General features: G+C 61.3%; 19 protein-coding genes, 1 tRNA gene and 1 pseudogene. 8 read left to right on the top strand and 13 right to left on the bottom strand.

Annotation, left to right across the window (positions count from 1 at the left end; all coding sequences use genetic code 11):
- Positions 1–170 precede the first annotated feature (170 nt).
- Positions 171–1589, bottom strand: coding sequence for a short-chain fatty acid transporter (locus tag PSJE_RS13060; RefSeq protein WP_057713298.1), 1419 nt, complete (start codon positions 1587–1589; stop codon positions 171–173).
- 202 nt (positions 1590–1791) lie between these two features.
- On the opposite strand from PSJE_RS13060, the gene PSJE_RS13055 reads away from it, so the two are divergent.
- The 4 genes and pseudogenes from PSJE_RS13055 (at position 1792) to PSJE_RS13045 (ending at position 5306) form a co-directional block, all read left to right on the top strand.
- Complete coding sequence (locus PSJE_RS13055; protein WP_328587071.1) at positions 1792–3102, top strand: MFS transporter; 1311 nt, start codon at positions 1792–1794, stop codon at positions 3100–3102.
- A gap of 118 nt (positions 3103–3220) precedes the next feature.
- Positions 3221–3949: pseudogene (locus tag PSJE_RS32195) on the top strand (PAS domain-containing protein); the annotation flags it as partial.
- A complete protein-coding gene (locus PSJE_RS32190) occupies positions 3929–4537 on the top strand; it encodes a methyl-accepting chemotaxis protein (RefSeq protein ID WP_235863968.1) in 609 nt (202 codons plus the stop codon). The pseudogene PSJE_RS32195 and the gene PSJE_RS32190, both read left to right, overlap by 21 nt.
- 169 nt (positions 4538–4706) lie before the next feature.
- The gene (locus PSJE_RS13045; RefSeq protein ID WP_090457683.1) at positions 4707–5306 is read left to right on the top strand and encodes a flavin reductase family protein; all 600 of its coding nucleotides are present in this window, start codon (positions 4707–4709) and stop codon (positions 5304–5306) included.
- A gap of 12 nt (positions 5307–5318) precedes the next feature.
- On the opposite strand, the gene PSJE_RS13040 is transcribed toward PSJE_RS13045, so the two are convergent.
- Together PSJE_RS13040 and PSJE_RS13035 are read right to left on the bottom strand one after the other, a co-directional pair.
- Positions 5319–5687, bottom strand: coding sequence for a cupin domain-containing protein (locus PSJE_RS13040; RefSeq protein ID WP_090457996.1), 369 nt, complete (start codon positions 5685–5687; stop codon positions 5319–5321).
- Between the two features lie 75 nt (positions 5688–5762).
- Positions 5763–6572, bottom strand: coding sequence for an AraC family transcriptional regulator (locus PSJE_RS13035; protein ID WP_090457994.1), 810 nt, complete (start codon positions 6570–6572; stop codon positions 5763–5765).
- Positions 6573–6737: 165 nt separating this feature from the next.
- Here PSJE_RS13035 and ddlA point away from each other — a divergent pair, with 165 nt between their 5' ends.
- Positions 6738–7832: a D-alanine--D-alanine ligase gene (gene ddlA / locus PSJE_RS13030; protein ID WP_090457681.1), complete on the top strand. Its 1095-nt coding sequence runs from the start codon at positions 6738–6740 to the stop codon at positions 7830–7832.
- A gap of 57 nt (positions 7833–7889) precedes the next feature.
- On the opposite strand, the gene PSJE_RS13025 is transcribed toward ddlA, so the two are convergent.
- The 3 genes from PSJE_RS13025 to ggt form a co-directional block, all read right to left on the bottom strand.
- On the bottom strand, positions 7890–8261 hold the full coding sequence (locus PSJE_RS13025; protein WP_057398063.1) for a helix-turn-helix domain-containing protein: 372 nt from the start codon (positions 8259–8261) through the stop codon (positions 7890–7892).
- Positions 8262–8264: 3 nt separating this feature from the next.
- On the bottom strand, positions 8265–8567 hold the full coding sequence (locus PSJE_RS13020) for a type II toxin-antitoxin system HigB family toxin (RefSeq protein WP_090457679.1): 303 nt from the start codon (positions 8565–8567) through the stop codon (positions 8265–8267).
- 175 nt (positions 8568–8742) lie between these two features.
- Positions 8743–10575 carry a gamma-glutamyltransferase gene (gene ggt, locus PSJE_RS13015; protein WP_090457677.1) on the bottom strand — a complete coding sequence of 611 codons (1833 nt, stop codon included), beginning with the start codon at positions 10573–10575 and terminating at the stop codon, positions 8743–8745.
- 166 nt (positions 10576–10741) lie between these two features.
- Here ggt and PSJE_RS13010 point away from each other — a divergent pair, with 166 nt between their 5' ends.
- A complete protein-coding gene (locus PSJE_RS13010) occupies positions 10742–11851 on the top strand; it encodes a DUF2817 domain-containing protein (protein WP_090457675.1) in 1110 nt (369 codons plus the stop codon).
- A gap of 98 nt (positions 11852–11949) precedes the next feature.
- On the opposite strand, the gene PSJE_RS13005 is transcribed toward PSJE_RS13010, so the two are convergent.
- From PSJE_RS13005 to PSJE_RS12980, 6 genes are all read right to left on the bottom strand, one after another.
- Positions 11950–12026 (bottom strand) — tRNA-Met (locus PSJE_RS13005).
- A gap of 87 nt (positions 12027–12113) precedes the next feature.
- Positions 12114–13568 (bottom strand): amidase, encoded by a 1455-nt coding sequence (locus tag PSJE_RS13000; protein WP_090457673.1) that lies wholly within the window; start codon positions 13566–13568, stop codon positions 12114–12116.
- Positions 13569–13628: 60 nt separating this feature from the next.
- Positions 13629–14675 carry an ABC transporter substrate-binding protein gene (locus PSJE_RS12995; RefSeq protein WP_090457671.1) on the bottom strand — a complete coding sequence of 349 codons (1047 nt, stop codon included), beginning with the start codon at positions 14673–14675 and terminating at the stop codon, positions 13629–13631.
- Positions 14676–14702: 27 nt separating this feature from the next.
- Positions 14703–15509, bottom strand: coding sequence for an ABC transporter permease (locus PSJE_RS12990; protein ID WP_057713307.1), 807 nt, complete (start codon positions 15507–15509; stop codon positions 14703–14705).
- On the bottom strand, positions 15509–16429 hold the full coding sequence (locus PSJE_RS12985) for an ABC transporter permease (RefSeq protein ID WP_007981819.1): 921 nt from the start codon (positions 16427–16429) through the stop codon (positions 15509–15511). Before PSJE_RS12985 ends, PSJE_RS12990 begins: the two co-directional genes overlap by 1 nt.
- Positions 16430–16444: 15 nt before the next feature.
- Complete coding sequence (locus PSJE_RS12980; RefSeq protein ID WP_090457669.1) at positions 16445–17563, bottom strand: ABC transporter ATP-binding protein; 1119 nt, start codon at positions 17561–17563, stop codon at positions 16445–16447.
- A gap of 228 nt (positions 17564–17791) precedes the next feature.
- Here PSJE_RS12980 and PSJE_RS12975 point away from each other — a divergent pair, with 228 nt between their 5' ends.
- Positions 17792–18697 (top strand): LysR substrate-binding domain-containing protein, encoded by a 906-nt coding sequence (locus tag PSJE_RS12975; RefSeq protein WP_090457667.1) that lies wholly within the window; start codon positions 17792–17794, stop codon positions 18695–18697.
- A gap of 15 nt (positions 18698–18712) precedes the next feature.
- Here PSJE_RS12975 and PSJE_RS12970 read toward each other — a convergent pair whose 3' ends face one another.
- The gene (locus PSJE_RS12970) at positions 18713–20770 is read right to left on the bottom strand and encodes a methyl-accepting chemotaxis protein (RefSeq protein ID WP_090457665.1); all 2058 of its coding nucleotides are present in this window, start codon (positions 20768–20770) and stop codon (positions 18713–18715) included.
- Between the two features lie 333 nt (positions 20771–21103).
- Here PSJE_RS12970 and PSJE_RS12965 point away from each other — a divergent pair, with 333 nt between their 5' ends.
- Positions 21104–22321, top strand: coding sequence for an MFS transporter (locus tag PSJE_RS12965; protein ID WP_090457663.1), 1218 nt, complete (start codon positions 21104–21106; stop codon positions 22319–22321).
- The last annotated feature ends 162 nt before the right edge of the window (positions 22322–22483 follow it).

The following is a 22483-nucleotide window of genomic DNA, read 5'->3' as shown; positions in this document are numbered from 1 at the left end:
GGGGAGGTAAAAAGCTGTCAGGCAACGTGCACTCTCAATGTGGGAGAAACCACAGTGGGAGCGGGTTTGCTCGCGATGGCGTCGGCACATTCAGTATCAATATGTCAGTGACATTGTCATCGCGAGCAAGCTCGCTCCCACAGGGTTCTATGTCATCACCACCATTTGGGTCACGGCATCACCGGCGGCGTATACGTCAGCGTCGTGCCCAGTGCCCACAGCAAAAACAGCACCAGTGGCGTGTGCACCAGCAACTGCACGAACGAGAAGCCGATCAGGTCCCGCGCCTTCAACCCCAGTACGCCCAGCAACGGCAGCATGTAGAACGGGTTGATCAGGTTCGGCAAGGCTTCGGCGGCGTTGTAGATCTGTACGGCCCAGCCCAGGTGATAGTTCAGGTCATTGGCCACCTGCATCACGTACGGCGCTTCGATGATCCACTTGCCGCCGCCGGACGGAATGAAGAAGCCGAGGATCGCCGAGTACACCCCCATCAGCAGGGCATAGGTGTCGTGGGAGGCAATGCTGACGAAAAAGGTCGAGATGTGGTGCGCCAGGGTCTGCGCATCGGCACCCTTGACCGTAGTCATCAGTGCGGCGATCGAGCCGTACAGCGGGAACTGGATCAACACACCGGTGGTGGTCGGTACCGCACGGGACACGGCATCCAGAAAGCTGCGCGGACGCCAGTGCAGTAGCGCCCCCAGCATGATGAACAGGAAGTTGTAGGTGTTCAGCCCGGAAATCGCGCTGATGGCCGGTTTGGTCGAGAACTCATGGAACAGCCATCCGGCTGCCAGCAGCACCAGCAGAATCGTCAGCAGCGGGCTGTGTTCCAGCCATTCGCCGGGGCGGGTGCGTGGTTGCAGCGGTGGCAGGTTGAAGCTTGGGTCGATCCCGCAGGCGTTGGCGTCTCGTGCGGAGTTCGGGCCGGGGGCGGTGGCGTAGGCAACGATCAGTGAAACGATGATCAGAGCCAGCAACATCACACCGGACTGCCAAAGAAAGATCGTCTGGGTGAAAGGGATCACCCCGGTGATCGACAGGATCGACGGCGGCAGGCTGGCCGGGTTGGCCTGCAATTGCGCGGCGGACGATGACAGGCCCAGGGCCCAAACCGCACCGAGGCCCAGGTAGACAGCGGCACCGGCGGCGCGGTAGTCCATCTTCAGATCGGTTCTGCGGGCCAGAGCGCGCACCAGCAAACCGCCGAACACCAGCGACAGACCCCAGTTCAGCAGCGACGCAACCATGGAAATCAGCGCCACCCAGGCCACGGCGGAGCGGCCGTTTTTCGGGATTTTCGCCAGGCGGTCGATCAGCTTCACCGCCGGTGGCGAACTGGCGACCACGTAACCACCGATTACCACGAACGCCATCTGCATGGTGAACGGGATCAGGCTCCAGAAGCCGTCACCGAACGCCACCGCGGCATCGGTGGGCTTGGCACCCATCGCCATGGTGGCCAGGGCCACGATAATCACCGCCAGGGCAGCAAACACCCAGGAGTCGGGAAACCAGCGTTCGGCAAAACTTGAACAGCGCAGGGCAAAGCGGGCGGAGCGGCTATCTTCGATATCAGCGGCCACGGGGGGTACCTCGGATTTATTATGTTTGTAGTGGTCTTCGGGGCAGTAACCGCCCGTCTGGACAGGCGCCAACATTAATTCAAGCCGAGGACTTTTGCGGGGCTGTTTCGTGGCTATGGGACTTTGGTCTAACGGGTTGTCCGCCGGTGCATTTGCGTAGACCATGGGCGCCTTGGTTTTTGCCTGTGCCAGAGTTCTTTTCATGACTAACACCGATTCGCGCCCGACGCCGTTCAGCCGCTCGGACTACAAGACCCTGGGGCTCGCCGCTCTCGGCGGGGCGCTGGAAATCTACGACTTCATCATCTTCGTGTTTTTCGCCCTGACCCTCAGCCAGTTGTTCTTCCCGCCGGAAATGCCCGAGTGGCTTCGATTACTGCAAAGCTTCGGGATCTTCGTCACCGGTTACCTGGCGCGACCGTTGGGGGGCATCCTGATGGCGCACTTCGCCGACCGTCTGGGGCGAAAGAAAGTCTTCAGCCTGAGCATCCTGATGATGGCGTTGCCCTGTCTGCTGATCGGGATCATGCCGACCTACGCGCAAATCGGCTATTTCGCACCCTTGCTGCTGTTGGCCCTGCGCATCCTCCAGGGCGCGGCGGTGGGCGGTGAGGTACCCAGTGCCTGGGTATTCGTCGCCGAGCACGCACCCATTGCCCACCGCGGCTATGCCTTGGGCTTCTTGCAGGCGGGGCTGACCTTCGGCTATTTGATCGGGGCATTGACCGCGACCTTCCTGGCGCAGGCGTTCACTGCGGCGGAAATTCTCGATTACGCCTGGCGTTATCCCTTCCTGTTGGGCGGCGTGTTTGGGGTGATTGGCGTGTGGCTGCGTCGCTGGCTCAGCGAAACCCCAGTGTTCACGGCCATGCAGGCGCAGCGCGAGGCGGCTGGCGAACTGCCGCTGCGTACGGTCTTGCGCGAGCATCGCCTGGCCATTTTGCCGGCGATGATTCTCACTTGTGTGCTGACTTCGGCCGTGGTGGTGTTCGTGGTCATCACCCCGACCATGATGCAGAAAACCTTTGGTATGACCGCCAGTCGTACCTTCGCCTTGAGCGCGCTGGGCATCGTGTTCCTGAACATCGGCTGCGTGCTCGCCGGGCTGCTGGTCGATCGCATCGGCGCCTGGCGCACGGTGATGCTCTATAGCCTGCTGCTGCCGCTGGGCATCGGCGTGCTGTATGCCTGCCTGATCATGGGCGGCGACTGGATCGGCCTGGCCTACGCGGTGGCCGGACTGTCCTGCGGGGTAGTTGGCGCGGTGCCATCGGTGATGGTCAGCCTGTTCCCGGCGCGGATTCGCGTTTCGGGGATCTCGTTCACCTACAACATTGCCTATGCCGCATGGGCGAGTGTCACACCGCTGTTGTTGATCGGTCTGATGCCATGGAGCCCATGGATCTGCGTGATGTTCAGTGCGGTGATGGGGGCGGTGGGCATGGGCAGTGCGGCGTACTTCGGTGCGCGGATGCCGAGAATCGCAGGCTGTCCTGCGGCTGGCGCGCATTGATCGGGCATGTCGTAACTATTTTTTGTAGGACAAGCCTGAAGCACGCTTAAGAAAATGTTTCCAAGGCCGATGGTTAGGCTGCATATCGCTTTCTACCCCTGTCCATCGGTGCTTTCCCATGTTCAATAAACGCTTGAAGCAGGAGCTGTCGGCTCTTCGTGAAGAACTCTCCAGCCTCCAGCAAGTGAAGGAAAGTCTGGAAAGCGAAATGCTGGTGCTGACCCTCGACAGCAACGGGCGGGTTCAGTCGGTCAACCAGAACTTCCTTGGCGAAATGCATTACAAGAGCGGCGACCTGATTGGCCGACACATCGACGATCTGGTCCCGGATCACGTGAAATCCGATGAATTCCAGCTGCGCTTCAAGAACGCGTTGACCCGTGGCGAGCACTTCGCCGGCGCAGTGCGTCTGTTGCGCGGTACCGGCCAGGAAGCGTGGTTGCGTTCGATCCTGCAACCGGTGCGCTCGGCGGACGGGCGGATCAAGTGTTTTTCGATCTTTTCCAGCGACCTGACCCGCACCATCGAGGCCTCCCGCGAACACGAGAACCTGATCGGCGCGCTGGTGCGCTCCACGGCGGTGATCGAATTCGACCTCAACGGCAACGTGCTGACCGCCAACGACCGCTTCCTCAGCGGTATGGGTTACAGCCTGGCGCAGATCAAGGGCAAGCATCACCGCACCTTCTGCCTGCCGGAAGAATACAACAGTGACGCATACCATAACTTCTGGCGTCGCCTGAATGCGGGCGAGTACGTGGCCGACCGTTTCAAACGTGTCGACAGCCATGGTCGTGCGGTCTGGCTTGAGGCGTCCTACAACCCGGTGGCCGATGCCAACAATAATCTCTACAAGGTGGTGAAGTTCGCCACGGTGATTACCGATCAGGTCAATCAGGAGCAAGCCGTCGCCGAGGCGGCCAACATCGCCTACAGCACCTCGCAGCAAACCGACCAAAGCGCTCAGCGCGGCAACGCCGTGGTGACCCAGGCCGTGGACGTGATGCGCAACCTGGCCAGGCATATGCAAACCGCCGGCGATGGCATCGAAGCGCTGAACGAGCAATCGCTGGTGATCGGTACCATTGTCAAAACCATCAGCGGCATTGCCGAGCAGACCAACCTGCTGGCGCTCAACGCGGCCATCGAAGCGGCCCGTGCGGGCGAGCAGGGGCGGGGGTTCGCCGTGGTGGCTGATGAGGTCCGGCAACTGGCTTCGCGCACCAGCCAGGCCACCGACGAAATCGTCCTCGTGGTGCGGCAGAACCAGGACATGGCGCGCAACGCCGTAGCGCTGATGTCCGACGGCAAGCTTCAGGCCGAGCAGGGCCTGGCACTGGCGGCGGAAGCGGGTACGGTGATTGTCGAGATCCAGGACGGCGCGCAGAAAGTGGTCAACGCGGTGGGGCAGTTTGCCAATCAACTCACCAACTGACCTGAGATCAGCTCTTGGTGGGAGCGGGCTTGCTCCGGGCGGCGTTCCGACGAAAGCGGTGTGTCATTCAACCCAGCGGTGACTGAATTGACGCCTTCGCGAGCAAGCCCGCTCCCACAGGGTTACGTGGGCGCTACAATCGGCTCTTTTCCCCCAGGAGCAGACTTCCATGAGCGTTCCCCACCGCCGTCCGGTTCCCTTGCCCAAGGCCTATCGTCTGCTCAATCATGGCCCGACCGTGCTGGTCAGCGCAGCCCACGATGGCCAGCGCAATATCATGGCGGCAGCCTGGGCCATGCCACTGGATTTCGAACCACCGAAAATTGCCGTGGTGTTGGACAAGTCCACCTGGACTCGCCAGTTGCTGGAAGCCTCGGGCACGTTTGTGCTGAACGTTCCATGCGCTGCACAGGCCGACATTGTGCAGACCGTCGGTTCGACCTCCGGCCTGGAGTTGACCCAGGGCCAGGGGCGCGACAAGTTTGAGACCTACGATTTACAGACGTTCACCGGCCAGTCGGTTGATGCGCCGATGCTCGAGGGCTGCGTGGCCTGGCTGGAATGTCGCCTGTTGCCGGAGCCGAACAACCACCAGCAGTACGATCTGTTCCTGGCTGAAGTGATTGCCGCCCAGGCTGACGAGCGCGTGTTCAGCGAAGGCCGCTGGCACTTCGAAGGGCAAGACGCCTTGCGCACCTTGCACCACGTGGCGGGCGGGCACTTCTTGACCATTGGTGATCCAGTGGACGGCAAGACCTTGCAGGCGTGAGGCGGCCAGCGCTCAAATCCAGACATCATTCTCGGCCGTGCGCTCGCCACCTTCGCGGCCGGTATTGAGCACGCCCTTGGGTTCGATCAGCAGGAGTTTTACCTCCTGCCCCGCGCTGGGTTTGTGCTCGACGCCTTTGGGCACCACATACATCTCCCCGGCGTTCACCAGCACATGGCCATCGCGAAAGTCGATACGTAACTGGCCTTCCAGAACGATGAAGGTTTCGTCGGTATCGAAGTGGTCGTGCCAGATGAAATCCCCCAGCAGCTTCACCACCTTGAACTGGTAGTCGTTCATTTCGGCGATGACCCGGGGCGACCAGTGCGAATCGATCCGGGTGAGCTTTTCCGCGAAGTTCAGGCTTTCGTAGGCGTTCATCATGGGGCTCTCGTGGTTGATCCTGGGCCACGATAGCCAGCAATTCGACGCGATTCTTGAACGATTGTGCGTGGCTCAGCGCCGCTGCAGGTTCAGCCAGCGGGCCGGTGGCAAGCCGTAGGCTTTGCTGAATTGCCGAGTCATGTGGCTCTGGTCGGTGAAGCCGGCGATCAGCGCGGCGCTGACCAGTGTCTGCCCCTGAGTCAGCAGCGCGCGGACCATGTCCAGGCGTCGCATGGTCAGGTAGCGATAGGGACTGGTACCGAACAACAGGCGAAAATCCCGGGACAGGCTCCAGCGATCCCGGCCACTGTGTTGCGCCAGCTCATCGAGTGTCACGGTGCGATCGAGGGCGCTGTGGATGTATTCCCGCGCGCGCTGCGCGGCCACGTAATCGAAACCCGAGCGTTTGGCTGGCACACCGGAAACGCTGCTCAAGGCCTGCGCCAGATCGAACAGCGCATCCTGTTCTTCCAGTGGATCGAGCGGGCAATCAAGGCTGCGCAGCAAGGCTCCCGTAGTAGCAAACAGGCGGGGGTCGTTCGACAGTCCGGTCTTGATGAACGGCAGCGGTTGGCCGCCGAGCATCTGCTGGATCAGCGCCGGTTCGATGTACATCATCCGGTACTGGAAACCGGACTCGGTGCCGGCCTCGCCATCGTGGGCTTCGTCCGGGTGCAGCACGATCGTTGCGCCTGGCTGGCTGTGACGCCAGCCACCGCGATACTGAAAGCTCTGCACCCCGGCCAGGGTGTGGCCGATGGCATAGGTGTCGTGGCGGTGAAGATCGTAGCCATGGCCGGCAAAAAACGCCTCGAAACGCTGTAGCCCGCCGACATCGGGCGCGCGATGGAACCAGTCATTGCGAGGCGGGTACTTGGCCATGGTGATGATTGTCTTGAGCTCGATGCGCAACACGGTAACCCAGTCAGCGACTCCCTGTCTTCTGATCGCAAGGCGACAGGTACGCTAGAAAACCAAGGGCAAATACTGCACTGTGTGGCGCATTCTCTGCAGGTCGTTTTTCTATTCGTCAGGTGAGGCCAGGTCATGAGTAAGCTGCGCGTGGGGATCATTTTCGGGGGCCGTTCGGCTGAGCATGAGGTGTCGCTGCAATCGGCGAAAAACATCGTCGATGCGCTGGACCGTTCACGCTTCGAGCCGGTGCTGATCGGCATCGACAAACAAGGCCACTGGCACCTCAACGATCCTTCGAATTTTTTGCTGAATCAGGAAAATCCGGCGCTGATCGCCCTCAACCAGTCCAACCGTGAACTGGCCGTGGTGCCGGGTAAAGCCAGTCAGCAACTGGTGGAAACCTCCAGCCAGGAACTGCTTGGCCACGTCGATGTGATCTTCCCGATTGTCCACGGTACCCTCGGTGAAGACGGTTGCCTGCAAGGCTTGCTGCGCATGGCCGATTTGCCGTTTGTCGGCTCCGATGTGCTGGGCTCGGCCGTGTGCATGGACAAGGACATCAGCAAGCGCCTGCTGCGCGATGCCGGCCTGGCCGTGACGCCGTTCGTGACATTGACCCGCGCCACGGCGGCGCGCACCGGGTTTGCCGAGGTGCAGGGCAAGTTGGGTTTGCCGCTGTTCGTCAAACCGGCGAATCAGGGCTCTTCCGTGGGCGTGAGTAAGGTCACCGACGAGGCTGAGTACAGCGCAGCGGTGGAGCTGGCCTTGAGTTTCGATACCAAGGTGTTGATCGAATCTGCCGTCAGCGGCCGCGAGATTGAATGCGCAGTGCTCGGCAATGAAGACGCCATCGCCAGTGGCTGCGGCGAGATCGTGGTGCGCAGCGGGTTCTATTCCTACGACAGCAAGTACATCGACGACAAGGCGGCTGAAGTGGTGGTGCCGGCCAATATCAGCGTCGAGGCCAGCGAGCGCATTCGCGCCCTGGCCGTCGAAGCGTTCCAGATACTGGGCTGCTCCGGCCTGGCCCGCGTCGACGTGTTCCTGACCGACAGCGGCGAAGTGCTGATCAACGAAATCAACTCGCTGCCCGGCTTCACCCGCATCAGCATGTACCCGAAACTGTGGCAGGCCACCGGCATGACCTACAGCGAGCTGGTGACGCGACTGATCGAGCTGGCGCTGGAAAAGCACCAGGTTCGGCAGGGGTTGAAGATCAGTCGATAAGCGGAGTTCTGCATCGTCCGTATTATCGGTAGGTATGCTTGCATGAGCCGACCCTGATCAAGCGTGTTTGACCGGTTTGATCAGGCTCTGGGCGGGTATCCCGAACAGCTCGTGCAGTTTCCAGATCATTGGAAGCGTCAACGCTCGCTTGCCATTGAGTACTTCATAAACACGATTTGTGCGGCCGATGGCGGGTGCAAGATCGGCGGCGGACAACCCGGACTGCTCCATTCTGAACTTGATCGCATCGATAGGATTGGGTAAGTCGACCGGGAAGTGCTTCGACTCATACGATTCGATCAGCGTAATCATGATGTCGAAGTAATCTCCCTCGGGAGTGCCAATCTCTGGTTCATTCTCAAACAGAGCCGACACGCTCTTGAGGGCGGCGCGGTAATCCTCTTCTGTGTGAATCGGGCGAATGTTCATGGGTTACTCCATTTCGACGTTATCAGCGTCGACCGTGTCGTACTGCTTGTGAGTGCCGACAAATTTTATGTACACGGCGCCAAAGCGATAAGCCACGGCGACTATCAGTCTGAAGTCGTTACCCTTGATGTTGAACACGACTCTGCGGCTTTTGAGAATACTGGCTGTAGCGAAGTGCAGTTTTATGTCGGCAGGCGTTTTCCAGGCTGCATTTCTTACCTCGTCAATCCAGGCCAACAAAGGTTGTTCTGCGCTCGGGTATCTCTCCCAAAATTGCTTCAGCTGATTGATGGCGATGATTCTCATGGCACGATCCTAGTCCCAACGTGGGACTGATGCAAGTCTGTGGAGGCGCAGAAACTCTAACCAGGACGCAAATATTTGCAGGTAGGAAAAAGCAGCGGGAGAGAGGCGAGCTGGACTCTTTGCTTATAAAAAGGGCCTACCCACCGGTAAGCCCTTTCTCATCCCCGCGTACGACTCAATCCCCCAGCGCTTGCCCTTCACGTCGCGGATCGGCTCCGCCTGTCAGCGACGCTTTGCCTTGGGCGTCCTTGACCCGAACAATCGCCTGGGTCCCGCTGGTCATGTCGATCTCGCTCACGCTGTGCCCTTTGTCTTTCAGCGCCTGAATCAGCGTCGGGCTGAACTGCCCCTGTTCCAGTTCGGTCGGGCCGTTGCGGCTGCCGAAGTTGGGCAGGTTGATGGCGGCTTGTGCATCGAGGTTCCAGTCGAGCAGGCCGATGGTGGATTTGGCTACGTATTCGATGATTTGCGAGCCGCCGGGGGAACCGACGGTGGCGAGGAATTCGCCGCTCTGGCGGTCGAAGATCAGGGTTGGGGCCATGGACGAACGCGGGCGTTTGCCGGGCTCGACGCGGTTGGCGACTTTTTGCCCGTTTTCCTCGGGGATGAACGAGAAGTCGGTCATCTCGTTGTTGAGCATGAAACCCTGAACCATGATGTGCGAGCCGAACGCCGACTCGATGGTGGTGGTCATCGACACGGCGCCACCCGCGTCATCGACGGCCACCACTTGCGAGGTGGAAATCCGCAGCGGCGAACGGTCCGGCGCATAGGCCACACGGATGCCCGGCGGAGTGCCGTGTTTGGCCGTGCCCATGCTGCGTTCACCAATCAGGGCGGCGCGGCTGGCGAGGTAGGACGGGTCGACCAGGCCCTTGACCGGCACGGGGACGAAGTCTGTATCGGCTAAGTATTGAGCGCGGTCGGCGTAGGCCAGGCGTTCGGCCTCAGAGATCAGGTGCACGGCTTGCGGGTCGGGTTCGATGCCGGCCGGGGCCGTGGTCTTGACCGGTTGCAGCGGTGCCAGCGCCAAGCGTTTATCGCGGGTCTCCAGGGCTTGCAGCGTGCCGAGGATCTGCGCCACGGCGATCCCGCCCGACGATGGCGGTGGCATGCCGCAGACCTGCCAGCGCTTGTAGTCGGTGCACAGTGGCGCGCGCTCCTTGGCCTGGTAGTTGGCGAGATCGGTCAGGGACAAGCTGCCGGGGTTGGCGTGCCCCTGAACCTTGGCCGCGATTTCCTCGGCGACCGGGCCTTTGTACAGGGCATCCGGGCCTTCATGGGCAATGCGTTTGAACACGGCGGCCAGTGCCGGGTTCTTCAAGTTTGTGCCGGCGGCTTTTGGGCTGCCATCGGCATTGCGGAAGTAAGCCATCATTTCCGGCGAGCGAGGCATGGACGAGTCCGCAGCGATCAAACGGTGCAGGCGTGGCGAAATGGCGAAGCCCTGCTCGGCGAACCGGATGGCCGGATCAAACAGCTGTGCCCAGGGCAGGCGTCCGTGTTTTTGATGGGCCAGTTCCAGGGCGCGCAGCACGCCGGGTGTGCCCACCGAACGACCGCCAATCTGCGCCTGGGTGAACCCCATCGGTTGTCCGTTGGCTTGCAGGAAAAGCTTTTCGGTGGCGCCGGCCGGAGCGGTTTCACGTCCGTCGTAGGTGCGCACGGCCTTGCCATCCCAGAGGACGATCAATGCGCCACCGCCGATGCCCGAAGACTGTGGCTCGACTAGCGTCAACACGGCTTGCATCGCAATCGCCGCGTCGATGGCCGAGCCGCCCCGGCGCAGCATCTCCCGCCCGGCTTCGGCCGCCAGCGGATTGGCCGCCGCTGCCATGAATTTCTCGGCATGTTGAGTTTTCAGGTCGGTGCGGAACCCGGAAGCGCTTTCCGGAGCGAGCGGTAATGTCGGCACCGAAGCGTTGTGGCACGCGGCCAGGGTCAAGGCACTGGCGAGCAGAACCAGGGTTGGCAGGCGATAGCGGCGCAATGGAAAGGTTGAGAACACGTGGGGTACTCCGTCCGTTGGATCTACGATCAGTGGACTCTATCGGCCGACCGGGAGGGACGCAAACCAGGTCCCACGGCATTGACGCTTTTGTCCTTCATCAAAAGCGGGATTTTCTGTAGGGTCGTTGCCAACAGGCAGGCCGGAAAATCAACAAGAGGCAGACATGCAAACCGAGTTCCCCACCCAGTCCAGCTATCGCACCCAGCGTGAACAGTTCCTGGTCGCCGCGACCACGGCAGGCGCAACGCTGACGGAGTATCCACACCCGCTCAAGGGGCCGTTTGGTGAGTCCCTGAGCACGGATGTGGCGGTATTGGGTGATCCGGGCGCCAAGCGCCTGTTGATCGCGCTGAGCGGCACCCACGGAGTCGAAGGCTTCTACGGCTCGGGTTGCCAGATCAAATGGCTGCAGGAGTTGGACAAGCGCTCCCTGCCAGCGGATGTCGCCGTGGTCATGATCCATGCCATCAACCCTTGGGGCATGGCGTGGTTGCGCCGGGTCAACGAAGACAACATCGACCTGAACCGCAATCACCTGGATTTCCAGCGACCGCTGCCGGACAACCAGGCCTATGACGCCCTGCATGAAATCTATGCCTGCCCACAGTTGCAAGGTCCGGAGCGTGATCGTGCCGATGCCTTGCTCGACGAACAGATTCGCCTGCACGGCTGGCCGGCAGTCATGTCGATTGTCGAGGGCGGTCAGCATGCTCACCCCGACGGTCTGTTTTTCGGCGGGCTGGCGCCGAGCTGGTCGAACCGCACGTTGCACAAGATCGTGCAAATGCACGTAGCCCATGCCGAGGTCGCCATGTGTTTCGACTTGCACACGGGCGCTGGCGAGTACGGTCATCCGATGTTGTTGACCATCACCGAGTCCGCCTATCCGGCGCTGGCGGATGCGCAGGCGATTTATGGCCCGTGGCTCTACAGCCTGCAAACCGGTGCCGATACCCTGAGCGAAACCGGCGTGGCGGCAACGGCCACCGGCTATACCTCGCAGGCATTGATCGATGCGCTGCCGCAGGTACGGCTGATGCCGTTTGTCATTGAGTGTGGGACTTACCCGGGGCCGGACGTTCACCGGCATCTGCGCGATGATCACTGGCTGCATCTGCACGGCAATCCGAGTGACGCAGCAGGACGCGAGATCAAGCTGAATCTGCTGGAGCAGTTCTATCCGGCCGACAGCGACTGGCAGGCGATGGTCTGGTTGCGCACGTGGCAGATCTGGGAGCGGGCATTGTCGGCATTGCCGACCATTGGCGTCTGATCGATGCGCGCATGCGGTTCAGGATTTCCTGCAACCGCAGCGTATTTTTTCAAGGCATAAAAAAACGGCTTACCTTGCGGTAAGCCGTTTTTAGTACTTGGTGGCTACACAGGGACTTGAACCCCGGACCCCAGCATTATGAATGCTATGCTCTAACCAACTGAGCTATGTAGCCAAGTGGCGCGCATTATTCACCGGTAACGGGGATGCGTCAAGCATAAATCTAAAATATTTCTCTGCGCTTTCAACCGTTTATCAAAGTCTATCCTCTGAGCAGCGGTGAAGGGCAGCGCTGGAACCAGCGGCTGGCCTGTTCGTAGGCGTGGGCCAGTTGCAGGACAGCGAAGTCGGCCTGGTGTCTGCCGATGATTTGCAGGCCCATGGGCAGGCCGCTGGCGCTGAAGCCGACCTGTACGTTGGCTACCGGGCAGCCGGACAAGGTGCCGGGAATCACCACCTCCATCCAGCGGTGATAGGTGTCCATGGTCACGCCTTCGATGGTGGTGGGCCACGGTTGGGTTTTATCGAAGGGGAACACCTGGGCGCTGGGTAGCAGCAGGTAGTCGTATTTTTCGAACAACCTGGAGATCGCCCGATACCAGTCGCTGCGCGTCACCGAGGCGGCAAACACGTCGGTGGCCGAGAGTTTCAGGCCGTTTTCCACTTCCCAGCAGGCTTCCGGTTTCAACAGCGCACGTTTTTGCGGGTCGGCATAGGTCGCGCCCAACGAGCCGGCGACCATCCAGTGGCGCAACGTCCGCCAACTGCTCCACAGCTTCTCTGGCGCGAATCCGGATTGAACGGGCTCGATGTGGCAACCCAGGCTTTCGAAATCGGCAAAGGCCTTTTCACACAGCGAGAGGATGTCTTTTTCCATCGGCAGGTAGCCGTTGAAGTCGCCGAGCCAGCCCAGACGCGTGCCTTTGAAGTCCCGATCCAGCGGTGCCGCAAAGGCGCTGCCGGGCTCGGCAATCGACAGCGGCGCCCGTGCATCGGCCCCGGCCTGCACTGACAGCAGCAACGCCGCATCGCGCACGCTGCGAGCCATGGGGCCTTCGTAGCCGAGTTGGTCGATAAACAGGTCGGCACTGTCATCGAAGGGCACGCGGCCCTGGGACGGACGGAACCCGAAGATGTTGTTGAAGGCGGCCGGGTTGCGCAGCGAGCCCATCATGTCGCTGCCGTCGGCCACCGGCACCAGGTGCATCGCCAGCGCCGCCGCCGCACCGCCGCTGCTGCCGCCAGCGGTCTTGCTCGGGTCGTAGGCGCAACCGGTCGCGCCGAACAGCGGGTTATAGCTTTGCGAACCGAGGCCGAATTCCGGGGTATTGCTCTTGCCGATGATGATCGCGCCCGCCGCTTTGATTCGCTCGACCATGATGCCGTCGCGCTCGGGGATGAAGTCCTTGTACAGCGGCGAACCCAGCGTGGTGCGGATGCCACGGGTCAGGGACAAGTCCTTGATGGCGTGGGGCAGGCCGTGCATCCAGCCACGGTATTGACCTTTCGCCAGTTCGGCGTCGCGGATATCGGCCTGGGCCAGCAGGTCTTGCGGCGCTTGCAGGCTCACCAGTGCATTGACCTTCGGATTGAAGCGTTCGATATGGGCAAGATAAGTCTGCATCACTTCCCGGCAGGAAACCTGGCGCAGGCGGATGCGTTCGGCGAGCTCGTGGGCCTGCAACAGGACCAGTTCGCTGATGTTATTAGAGTTCATTGCAAGCGGCCTTTCAGACGGCTGGAAAAACGCCCCGCCATTGCGTCGGGGCGGTAGAGGTCAACGCATCAGGTTGGTCCAGAGACGGTCGGCCAGGCGGATCGCGCCTTCGCCGCAGGTCTTGCTGAATACCACCTGGGTGCCTTCGGGAATGTGCAGTTCCGGGGCGTCTTTGAGGCCCGCGTCGAGGAACGGCTCCACACCCTTGATCGGGCTCTGGTGCTTGAGGAAGTTCTGGGTCATCGCCGCGTTTTCAGGCTGGCTGAGGAACGCGATGAACGCCTTGGCGTTTGCCGGGTTCTTGCTGCCGGTCGGGATGACCATGTTGTCGACCCAGGCCAGCACACCTTCTTTCGGGTACAGGTATTTCAGGCTCGGTTTCATCTCCCGGGCGCGCATCGACGAGCCGCCCCAAAAGGTCGACATGTCGATTTCACCGGAGGCGAGGTTTTCGCGGATCGAACCGGCCTTGGAACTGTAGGTTTTGACGAAGGGTTTCTGCGCCTTGAGCAGGGTCAGAATCTGCTGCATCTGCTTCGGGTCTTCGCTGCACAGTGGAATGTTCAGGTACAGGCTGGCCATGTCCACCACGTCGCTGACCGAGTCGAACATGTTGATACGTCCCTGCAGCTCGGCCGGTGGCTCGTAAAGCACCTTGAGGCTGTCGGCGGGGCCCTTGTAGCGCTCGGTGTTGAGCACCACGCTGGTGGTGCCCCAGATGAACGGCACGGAATAGGCACCTTCCGGGTCCCAGGTGGGTTTTTTCAGGTTGTCGACGACGCTGGCGTAGTAGGGCTGGTTGACCGGGTCGAAGCGCTCCAGCAGTTTTTCCTTGATCAGGATCGGCACGAACTGGTGCGAAGGGATCGCCACGTCATAACCGGCACCGCCCTGTTTCAATTTGGCCAGCAGGGTTTCGTTGGAATCGTAGGAGTCGACTGTAACTTCGATGCCGGTCTGCTTCTGGAACTTGGCGAGAATCTCCGGCGAAAAGTAGCCGCTCCAGCTCACCACGTTGAGTTTTTCCGCGGCCTGAACGCTGCCGACCATGGTCAGCGGTAAAGTCAGGAACAACGAAGTGCCGATGCTTTTAATCCACTTGCTCATGCTATTTCCCCACAGTGCGTAGAAGGTTCAGGTTTTCTTTTTGCCCAGCAGATAAGAGAGCGTGACGAACAGCACCGAGACGCCCAGGATCAGGGTCGAGACAGCGTTGACGTCCGGTGTCACACCCATGCGCAACAGGCCGAAGATGAAGATCGGCAAGGTGGTGGTGCCGGCCTGGGAGACCATCATCGAGATCACGAAGTTATCCAGCGACACGATGAAGGCCAGCATCAACCCGGAGAAAATCCCCGGCATCAGCAGCGGCAACGTGACCTTGCGAAAGGTCCGCCACGGGCCGGCATAGAGGTCGGCCGAGGCTTGTTCCAGGGACAGGTCCATGTCGTTCAGGCGTGCCCGTATCGGCAGAAAGGCGAACGGGATACAGAACACCGTGTGCGCGATGATCAGGTTGCCGTAGCCCAGGGACAGACCGATGGTGGAGAACAGCGCGAGGGTGGCGACGCCGACCACGATTTCCGGCAGCACCAGGGGCAACATGATCGCGCCCATGGACAGTTGCAGGCCCTTGAACTTCGCACCCCGTGAAGTGCCGAGAGCGGCGAGGGTGGCGATGGCCGTGGCGACCATGCTGGCGCAGACCGCGATCAACAGGCTGTTGCCGGCCGCCTGGCGCAGGGCCTGGTTGGCGAAGGCCGCGCGATACCAGTCGAAGCTGAAACCGGTCCACACCGTGGCCGACTGGTTGGCGTTGAACGAAAACACCACCAGCACCACGATCGGCGCGTAGAGGTACAGGTAGAACAGGAAACTGAATCCGCCGAAGCCGGGGAAGTCCTGCACCCCCAGCGTGTTGCGTTTGAACAGGCCGATCATCACGCACCTCCTTTGGCGATGCGCTGGCGCTCGGCACGCAAGGCATAAACCGTCAGTACCAACATCACCGCCGCCATCAGCACCAGCGACAGGGCCGCACCGAAAGGCCAGTTACGCGCATCGCTGAACTGGCGGAAGATCAGGTTGCCGAGCATCATTCGCGTGCCGCCACCGAGCAGTTCCGGAGCGATCATCGCGCCCAGGCAAGGCACGAAAGTGAGGATGGCGCCGGCGAGAATTCCCGGTTTGGCAATCGGCAACACCACCTTGCGCAAGGTTCGAACGCGTCCGGCGTAGAGGTCTTGAGCGGCTTCGAGCAGGCGGATGTCCATTTTTTCCAGGGTGGCGTAGATCGGCAGCACGACGAAGGGCGCATAGGTATAAACCAACCCCAGCAGCACCGCACCGTCGGTGTAGAGCAGTTGCAGCGGCTGGTCGATGACCCCGAGGCCCATCAGGCTGTTGTTGATCACCCCGGTGTTGCGCAGCAGCAGAATCCAGGCGTAGGTGCGGATCAACAGGTTGGCCCAGAACGGCACGGTGATCAGGAAGATCAGCAAGCCACGGCGATGGGCCGGTTGCATGGCCAGCCATACCGCCACCGGAAAACCAATCAACAGGGTGATGAGCGTGGTCAGCCCGGCGATGCCGATGGAGCGCAGGGCAATGATCAGGTAGGAGTCGGCGAAGGCCAGGCTGTCGTCCAGTTGCCGCTCGAACAGCAGGGAGGTGTAGGCGTCACTGCTGAATACTTTGTTCACCCCGCCATAGGGGTTGGCCTCCATCAGCGAGTAACCGATGACGATCAGGATCGGCACGATCAGAAACAGGCCGATGGCGATCAGCGCGGGGCTGACACCGAGAAAGCTCTGGAAGGCCCGCCGACGTTCCAGTGTGTTGGCAATCGGTAAAGCGTGCATGGCAATTCCTCGTGCTCAATCGTGCAGGACGCTGGCGCTGCCCTGGTCGAACAACAGACCGGCCTGACTGCCGACGGCGAAGCGTTTGCTCTGGTCGACGCAGTTGGGGGTGCGCACGGTGAGGCGTGAACCGTCGCTCAGGCTGACCTGGTATTGCAGGTCGGTGCCGAGGTAGATCTGCGCTTCGATCCGGCACGGCAGAGCGTTCTCAGTGGTGGCTGGCATCAGATGCAAACGCTCGGGGCGCACGGACAATGCGACGTTGGCACCGACTCGCACATCGCTGCATGGCTGTGCAGGCAATGGATGACCGGCCGGACCGGCGAACCAGGCGAGGCCGTCTGCAACGCGGGTGACCGTGCCTTCGATGAAGTTGGTTTCACCGATGAAGTCCGCCACGAAGCGATTGCGCGGGCGTTCGTAGATGTCTTCCGGACGACCGACCTGCTGCACCTCGCCTTCGGACAACACGGCGATGCGGTCGGACATGGTCAGGGCTTCTTCCTGGTCGTGGGTGACGAAGATGAAAGTGATGCCGGTACGCGCCTGAATGGTTTTCAACTCTTCGCGCATGGCCTGGCGCAGCTTGAGGTCCAACGCCGAAAGCGGTTCGTCGAGCAGCAAGACCTTGGGATGCGGCGCCAATGCACGAGCGAGGGCGACACGCTGTTGCTGACCGCCAGACAGTTGCGCCGGCTTGCGGTTGGCAAAGCGCTCCATCTGCACCAGGGCGAGCATCTCGCGCACCCGTTCGGCCAATTGCGTTTTGTGCAGGACTTTGCCCATCGGGTGGGACTCAAGGCCGAAGGCCAGGTTCTCGGCGATGGTCATGTGCGGGAACAGCGCGTAATGCTGGAACACCGTGTTGACCGGGCGCTGGAAGGGCGGGCGGTCGGCGATGTTTTCGCCGTAGAGCAGAATTTCGCCTTCAGTAGGGAATTCGAACCCGGCGATCATCCGCAGGAGCGTGGTTTTGCCGCAGCCCGAAGGGCCGAGAAGGGTGAAGAACTCGTTGTCGCGAATGTCCAGGTCGATGCTTTTGAGCGCCACCGGGCCAGTCTTTGGATCACCGTAGACTTTGCGCACTGAGCGGATGGACACCGCCAGCGTTTGCAGCGAATGCAGGGCATTCATGCGTTACCTCCGATTCCCCCATCGCCTGCGCACGTGCTGAAAACAGCTGTGTCGTCGGGCCATGGATATTATTTTTCTGGGCAGGATCGAGATTGCGTTCGGGTGTTGTAACCAGCTGTTTTGTTGTTCTGCTGTGGATCGATTATCAGCGAGGGGTTGCGGGGGCGAAACTTCAATTTTAACATAGGGGCTGTTAAAAAATTTAACAGCAGAAGGCGCCCGGAAACCATGCCTGACCACCGTTTGCCGCCGCTCAACGCGGTGCGTGCCTTTGATGCCGCGGCCCGGTTGGGCAGCTATGTCGAAGCCTCCAAGGCCCTGCACGTGACCCAACCGGCCATCGGCCGCCATGTGAAGTTGCTGGAAGACTGGCTGGGCATCCAACTGTTCGAGCGCACCTCACGCGGGGTCAACCTGACGACGGCGGGGGAGAAGTACCACCGCAAGATCACCGCCGCCTTGCAGCTGATCATCGAAGCGGGAAAAGAGGCGCAGCCAAAACACGCCGAACGCTGGCTGCGCATCATGGTGGTCCCGGGGTTCGCCAAGCGCTGGCTGATGCCGCGCATCGAGGCCATGCGTCATCTGCGTCCGGGCTTGAAGTTCGCCATCGAACCCAACTCCACCTTCACCGAAGTGGATGGCAAAAGCGCTGACCTGGGCATTGTCTACGGGTTGGACGGCCAATATGCGCACTCGCGCACCAGCCTGATTTGTCCTCGGGTGTTTCCGATCTGTTCCCCCGACTATCTGGCCAGTGTCGAGCCCATCGACAGCCCCGCGGACCTGGTGAAACACAACCTGATCCATGTGGATGACGGCGAGTGGTGGAACCTGTGGTTCGCCGCCAACGACCTCGACATGCACCTCAATTCGGACATGCTCTACGTCAACAACGACCACGCGCTGTCGGTGGCCGAGAGCGGGCAGGGCATCGCACTGGCCAACGAAGTGCTGGTGCGCGACGAACTCCATAGCGGCAAGCTGGTGCGGGTGGTGGACGCGCAAGTGAAGCTGGAAAGCTATCGAGTGCTGACGCCGTCCGCCGAACTCTCGGCGGACGTGGCGTGGTTTATCGACTGGCTCAAGAGCGAACTGGAGCAGGACTTCCCGGAGGCGGTGATCCGCGCCTGAGAAGTCCTGGCCGATTCAACTCAAGCGGAAGCGCCCGGTGTTGTCGCTTAAGGCTTTGCTGCCGTGGCTCAGGGTGTCCGCGGCCTGGTTCACCGCGCGAGCCCCTTCGAGCAAGCGCACCGCCGCTTGATCGACCTGCTGGATATTGCCGCTGACCTCGTCGGCGGTACTGGCCTGTTCCTCCACCGCCGTGGCGATTTGCGCCAGGGTATCGGTGACGCTCTGCACCGCACTGGCGATTTCCCCGAGCCGTTCACCGAGGCCGGTGACCGCTTGCGCATCGCTCTCTGCCTGACTGCACGCGGCTTGCATCAGGCTGACGGCCTCATTCACGGTGTTGCGCAGGCTGTCGACCGTGCCGGCGATCTGTGCGGTCGACGACTGGGTGCGTTGGGACAGGCTGCGCACTTCATCGGCCACCACTGCGAAGCCACGCCCTTGCTCGCCCGCCCGGGCCGCCTCGATGGCGGCGTTGAGTGCCAACAGGTTGGTCTGCTCGGCGACGCCGCGAATGGTGTCGACCACCAGTTGAATCTGCTGTCCTTGTTCACTGACCCGGCCCAGCGCCGCAGCGGTCTCGTTCAGACGTTGATTGAGCTGCTGGATACTCGCGGTGGTGCGCTGGCTGTCACGGCTGCTGTCGGCGGCAATGCGCCGGGTGTGCTGGGCGCTGCCGGACGCCTGTTCGCAACTGTGGGCCACCCCTTGTGAGGTGGCGGCCAGTTGCGTCGCCGCAGCGGCAATCTGGCTGATCTGCAACTGCTGGGCTTCGACTTCGCCCAGGGCGTCGCTGGAATGATGGTTGAGGGTTTGTACCGCGTTGCTCAGTTGCAGGGTTTCGTGATCCACCCCTTGCAGGCTGGTGCGCAGTTGCACCACGGCGACGTTCAGCGCGGTGCTGATGACCGCCAGTTCGTCCCGGCCTTGAACCGGCACTTGCAGGCTCAGATTGCCATCGCGCAGGGCCTCGGCCAGTACCGTGATGCCGCTGGCGCTGCGGCGGATCGAGGCCTGCAAACAGATGAACAGATACAGCGCGGCCAACAGCAGGCAGCCCAACACGGCGGCCACAACAACGAACTGGCGGATCGCCGAGTCGTGGTAGTAATCCAGTCGTTGATCCAGCGACACCAGCGACTGCTGACGCAACGAGGCGAGGTCAGAGAGCAGGGCGTCGAGACTGCGTTCGAAGTCATCCGGCTTGAGGTTGATGCTGCCACCGAACACGCCGTCATCCAGCACCTTCAGGCCCGCATCCAGGCGCTTGAGGCTGTCGTGGTATTGCCCGGCCCAGGTTTGCAGGGCGCTGGGCAAGCGCGCTTCGAGCAGGCCAGCGGTTTTCACCAGCTGCTCTCGCGCATCGCCGATGCGGCTGCGCAAGTCGCGCAGTTGCAGGCGGCTTTGCAGGGTGAACTGTCCGGACACCACCGAGGCCTGGCCCACAGCAGCCAGACGGCCGACCCGTTCGATCAGGTCTGGTGCGTGCTGGGTGGAGATCTGCGTCAGCAAATAAGTTTCCAGCCACGGTGCCAGCGTCAGGCGATTGTCCATGGCGATCTGCTCGCGCAAGGCTTGCAGGGCGCTCAAGGCGTTGGTGAAGCGATCATATCCATCCGGCCACCAACCGACAGCACTCAGGCTTTTTGAGTCGAGGCCATCGAGGGCGGTTTGCAGGGCCTGATAGCGCGACAGGGTTTCGCCCTCAGCGCTTTCTTTTTGCAGGGCATTGCCCAATTCGGCAGTGGCCTGGCTGACGGCGGGCTGAACCCCATCGAAGGCGGCCATCGCGGCGAGGGTGGCCGGCGTTGGCTGGCGATTGGTTTCCGTGGCGCGCCACCTGGCGGCGCGATCACGCTGGGCGGCGAGCAGGTCATCCAGCGCATCGAGGGCAAGCAGTTGCCGCACCCCGGCGCGTTCGCCGGAGATCAGGCTGAGTTTGTCGCGATAGTCCTGGCCGATCATCCACAGGCTGCCGGCCAGCGGCAGGATAAACAGCAGAAACAACAGCTGGAATTTACGTGCGAAGCCAAAACGCCCCAGCAGCCCGATCCCCGGTGATAAAAAAGCCTGCATGCCCCATGACTCCTCTGGACACCACGCACTATTGGCGTGCGACGGAGGTTGTCGCACCCCCGACTCGTGCCCTCTAAAAAGGCCTCGAAAGTTCACCCTTGTCCGCTCTGTAGGCTGACTCTGTAGCGAAACTTCCCATTGTCGGTCTCCTTTGTAAGGAGGCCGCGTTCAAGCAGACAAGGAAGGCAAGATTCAGACCATGGCTTTGCGCCATCAAGGTTGTGGTGATGAAAAACGAGGTCGTTAGCAGGCTAAGGGGATGGCGTTGCCGCACCGAAAAATGGCACATTGGCGCACCTGCACGTTCGTACCTCCTGTTGTCTGGAAATTCCCATGGCTATCAGCAACGCCCAGACCGGCTCAGTGCCGGCGTCCGCTACGCCCCAAAGCAGTCCCCTGGTGATGCGCATCATCGGCGCGGTAGCGCTGGCGCATTTGATCAACGACTTGATCCAGTCGGTGCTGCCGTCGATCTATCCGATGCTCAAGGCCAACTATGGCCTGACCTTCACTCAGGTCGGCCTGATCACCCTGACGTTCCAGTTGACGGCCTCGCTGCTGCAGCCGTGGGTCGGTTACTACACCGATCGTCATCCCAAGCCCTGGTTGTTGCCGGCGGGTACGGTCTGCACCCTGGTCGGGATTCTGATGATGTCGGTGGTCGGCAGCTTCCCGCTAATCCTGTTGGCGGCGGGGCTGATCGGCATCGGTTCATCGACCTTCCACCCGGAAGCGTCCCGCGTGGCGCGCCTGGCTTCAGGCGGACGCTTCGGGCTTGCGCAATCGACCTTCCAGGTCGGCGGTAACGCAGGCTCGGCGTTCGGCCCGTTGTTGGCGGCGGCGATCATCATTCCCTACGGTCAAGGGCAGGTGGCCTGGTTCGGCCTGTTCGCGGTGTTTGCGCTTTTCGTGCTCTACCGGATCAGCCGCTGGTACGCCAACCATTTGAACCTGTTCAAGCTCAAGCAAGGCCAGGCGGCGACTCACGGTTTGTCCAAGGGCCGAGTGACCAGTGCGCTGGTGGTGCTCGGGTTACTGGTGTTCTCCAAGTATTTCTACATGTCGAGCCTCACCAGCTACTTCACGTTTTATCTGATCGAGAAGTTCGACCTGTCGGTGGCCAGCTCGCAGTTGCACCTGTTCCTGTTTCTCGGCGCGGTCGCGGCGGGGACGTTCTTTGGCGGGCCGATCGGTGACAGGATCGGGCGCAAGGCGGTGATCTGGTTCTCGATCCTCGGCGTTGCGCCGTTCACCTTGCTGCTGCCCCATGTCGACCTGTTCTGGACCAGCATCCTCAGCGTGGTCATCGGCTTCATCCTCGCCTCGGCGTTCTCGGCCATCGTGGTGTACGCCCAGGAACTGGTGCCGGGTAATGTCGGGATGATCGCCGGGATATTCTTCGGTTTGATGTTCGGCTTCGGCGGGATTGGCGCGGCGTTGCTGGGCCATCTGGCGGATATTCACGGCATCGAATACGTGTACTACCTGTGTTCGTTCCTGCCGCTGTTTGGGGTGCTGGCGATCTTCCTGCCGCGTACGAAAAAGTCCTGATCCAGCACAAATCCCCTGTGGGAGCGAGCTTGCTCGCGATGACGGAGTGTCAGTCAGTATCTTTGTTGGCTGACACACCGCTATCGCGAGCAAGCTCGCTCCCACAGAAAAGCAAAAACAAGGCACAAAAAAAGCCGCGTATCAAACGCGGCTTTTTCTTGG

Source organism: Pseudomonas jessenii, from assembly GCF_002236115.1.
Lineage (GTDB): Bacteria > Pseudomonadota > Gammaproteobacteria > Pseudomonadales > Pseudomonadaceae > Aquipseudomonas > Aquipseudomonas jessenii.
This window is presented reverse-complemented; position numbering and strand designations above follow the sequence as displayed.